Annotated in this window: 3 protein-coding genes; all 3 read left to right on the top strand. The window is 37.9% G+C overall.

What is annotated here, in order from left to right; translation table 11 throughout:
• Nucleotides 1-801: caspase family protein (locus HMPREF1048_RS06130; RefSeq protein WP_000430460.1), on the top strand; the 801-nt coding region annotated here is incomplete at its 5' end.
• A gap of 12 nt (nt 802-813) precedes the next feature.
• Nucleotides 814-1,896 (top strand): N-acetylmuramoyl-L-alanine amidase family protein, encoded by a 1,083-nt coding sequence (locus HMPREF1048_RS06125; protein WP_000868696.1) that lies wholly within the window; start codon nt 814-816, stop codon nt 1,894-1,896.
• Between the two features lie 288 nt (nt 1,897-2,184).
• Complete coding sequence (gene gggC, locus HMPREF1048_RS06120) at nt 2,185-3,732, top strand: streptosactin export ABC transporter GggC (RefSeq protein ID WP_000919332.1); 1,548 nt, start codon at nt 2,185-2,187, stop codon at nt 3,730-3,732.
• Nucleotides 3,733-3,753 lie beyond the last annotated feature (21 nt).

Raw genomic sequence — 3,753 nt, 5'->3', positions numbered from 1 at the left:
GGAGATGATACTTATTTCTTTGCTAGTAGTGGAGCAAGACAAACGATTAATCGCCGTGCTTTAGTTCTTGGTGAAACATCAACGATAGAAGTACCTATCGAAGACGTTAATGCTATGGAAAAGGTTTTTAGTAACCAAAACTTTAGCGAAGTTGTTCGGTTCCCTGATAAGACAAAAGCTGAGATTATTGCAAAAATGGAAGAACTTTTCAAATCTTCTAGCGAAAGCGATGTGAACTATCTTTACCTTACTTGTCATGGAGGAGAAGATGGGACGATAGCCATTGGTAGCGATAAAACATCCTTTTCAGGTTGGGAATTAGCATCTATACTGAAACAATACAAAGGTAAGTTTGTGGTTATGCTGGATTGTTGCTATTCAGGAAAAATTATAGATGTAGGTAAATCAGATGAAAAGGCCGTCTCCAATTCTGAAGAAAGATTTGATGAACAAGCATTTTTGGCAGGATTTTCAACAGGAGATCCAGCAAGTAAGAATGGTGAAATGCTTGATTCTAAATTCCTCGTACTATGTGCCTCTTGGAAAGGTGAAAAATCGTATAGTGCAGTCGGAGTAGGTAGTCTTGCCACCAGATACTGGGCAATGGGTACAGGTTGGGATTCACTTCAAAATAGAATGATTTCGCCTATGGCAGACACCAATACTAACGGAAAAATCACTTTAGAGGAACTGTATCAATACTCTTATCCTCTAGTCCTTGAAGCTGCATCAAGCAGTAATAAGGAGCAACATGTATCAGTTTATCCAGAAAACAGTCAATTTGTTTTATTCCAAAAATAAGGGGTTAAGAAAATGAAAGTATCAAAAAAAATCACATTATTTGGTTTATCTCTAGCAGGTTTAGCTTTACTAGCTTTCCCTCATTCAGGAAAGGCCTTCGAATTGAAAGAAGAATGGGTTGTCAAGGGTGGTATTAAGTATCAAGATGGCAAAATTCTTCAATTTGACAATGGCAATGAAGTAGATATCAAAGTATTGGATTTGCCAAAAACTGAGAAAATCGAGTGGACGGTTAGTCTCAATGGTCAAGATCAAACTGTCAATTTCCTAGGTCAAGAAAAGGACAAGTCTATGATGGGTGTAGAGGGGCGTTACCTGAATTTCTACGTTCCTTATGGCTATAGAGGGGATATCAAGGTAGAAGCCAAGAGTGGAAATGAAGTAAAGACCTGGTCCACTAAAGTAGTAGATGATGTATATAATGACGGTGGAAAGAGTGGTTACTTCCGTATTGACGAATCAAATGATCAACACACCTACCTTGATGCAAAATGGGACTATCAAACTAAGACCTACACTGCTACCTTACCAGAGACTGTCAATGGTCAAAAAGTCTTTGCTTGGGCAGACGACTATGAAGAATTGAAACTTCAAAAACCAGGAGTTATCAGTCATTCCTACAGGGGGGCAGGAGCCTTCAAAATACTTTATCCGATTCTAAAAGCAGAAAGTTGGCTAAAAAAGAATTACAGTGAAAGCTGGTACTATCAAAAACAAGGGCAATTAGTTAAAAATGCTTGGGTTAAGGACAAGGGAACTTGGTACTTTATGAATGATAAAGGAATCATGTTCAATCAAACTTGGCTCTATCAAGGTGGCAACTGGTATGCCTTTAAATCATCAGGAGCTATGATTGCTAGTGATTGGCTATATGATAATCACTCTTGGTATTACCTAAAAGACTCAGGTTCTATGGCGACAGGTTGGATCAAAGATAGTGGATCTTGGTATTATCTAAACAACTCAGGTTCTATGGCAACAGGCTGGGTGAAAGATAGCGGCTCTTGGTATTACCTTGCTTCATCAGGTAAGATGCTTCACAATACCTACACACCTGATGGTTACTATGTAGATGCCAGTGGCGCTTGGAAATAATCTAATGTACACATTTTATTCCATCAGCTATTAGTGTACCTGCTCAGACTAAATGTTATCAGAGATGCAAGAAAAATCTAGATAATAATAATAATAATAATACAAAAAGCGAATCGAAACAACGAATTTTGTTTTGTTCGCTTTTTGTTTCAATCTGTGTCATTACGATATTTTCATTTAATTGTATATCCCCCAAAAATTTACATTTTTATATGAAGTATTTAATAAAAAGGAGTATAATGACTTTAAAACTGATTACATGTATATCGATAGGGAGGTCAACTCTTTATGCTGAAAAGATTTGTTACTAAAAAGCACCTCGTACTTTACTTCTTTTCTATTGCCATTACTTGGTTGGAAGCAATTATCACACCAGCCCTTGTTCAGAATATTGTTGCCAGTTTTACCAATCAAGAACTAGGCCTTCTTTGGAAAGTTTTGATTTTAGGAATCCTTGGTAATCTCATCCTCTTACTAGGTTTGGCTGGGAAACGCTATTACTATGCCCGTTTAATTGCTGATTTCAAATATGGAATCAAGAGTGCTATTTTCAAGCGATTTTTAAACAGTTATGAGATTGATGAAAAGGATATTTTGTCTGACCTAGAAAACGACGTCAAGCAACTAGAAGAAAACTATATTGAGCCAACGGTCATCATCATTTCTTCTCTTGGCTTCACCACTGTGTCCATTCTCTATGCCCTGTGGACCAATTTTTACTTGGGCTTGATTTTCATCCTCTTCTACTCCTTTCCTGTACTCTGCAGTGCTATTGGATCAAAGCGTTTGGATTCACTTTCTGAAAAGCGTTCCACTGTTAACCAGAGCTACTTAGCAAGCTTGACAAATTTTATTGGTGGTAGCCAACAAATTCGCTATTATCAGGGACAAGATTTCTTTTTTACTCGCTATCAAAAGCAATTACAAACCAGTTTAGATACCGAAATTAACTATGAAAAGCAACGAACTTTAAACAGTCTCTTGATCAATAGCATCGATGCCTTTTGTTCTGTCACACCAATCGTCATCGGTGGCTTTATGGCCTACTATAATTATTTAGATGCAGCGAGTTTTGTGGCCATCTATCTAGTTTCCCATAACATCGGCTATCAATTCCAAGAGTTGGCATACTTTACCAACACCCGAAAAGCGAATCGAACTCTTCTCAACAAATACCAAAAACTTTTGGGCCAGTCTGACTTCATCTCGCCAAGAAGCATAGAAAATATTTTCCATATCCAGCTTAACAGCATCTCCCTAGAAAAAGATGGGAATAGCCTCCTGTCTCCGATTTCCATGCACATCAAGCAAGGAGAAAAAATTGCCATTATAGGGGAAAGTGGCTCTGGTAAGACAACCCTGCTCAATATCATTCATGGAGAAGAGACACCGACAAGTGGACAGATTAGCTTTGCTGGTCAGAACCTGTCACGTCAAGAAATCACAAGCTTTAGTTCCTATATCCTCCAAGATAGCCATTACTTTGACACGCTATCTCTGGAAGACAATATCCTTCTAGGACTGGATAAAAATCCAGAGACTTTAAATCATATCCTCAAAAAAACAGGATTAGAACATTTGAAAAATCGAATCCTTAGCAATGACAGTCTATCTGGTGGCGAGAAACAACGACTAGAAATTGCTCGTGCCCTCTATCACGATAGTCAACTCATCTTAGCAGATGAAATTAAGGCCAATCTTGACTCGGAAAATAGCAGAAAAATTAGCGACTTACTCTTCTCCCTACCTCAAACAGTCATTGAAGTCATTCACCACTACACGGAAGAAGACTTAAAACACTATGACCAAGTCATTCACTTAAGCAAAGAAAAGTAAAAGCCTATAACATACGATTTT

Source organism: Streptococcus mitis SK575, assembly GCF_000257865.1.
Lineage (GTDB): Bacteria > Bacillota > Bacilli > Lactobacillales > Streptococcaceae > Streptococcus > Streptococcus mitis_CQ.
This window is presented reverse-complemented; position numbering and strand designations above follow the sequence as displayed.

What these genes read in the sequence shown, in the direction of transcription:
- HMPREF1048_RS06125 (WP_000868696.1), top strand. Translation starts at nt 814, where the DNA reads ATGAAAGTATCAAAAAAAATCACATTATTTGGTTTATCTCTAGCAGGT.
- gggC (WP_000919332.1), top strand. Translation starts at nt 2,185, where the DNA reads ATGCTGAAAAGATTTGTTACTAAAAAGCACCTCGTACTTTACTTCTTT.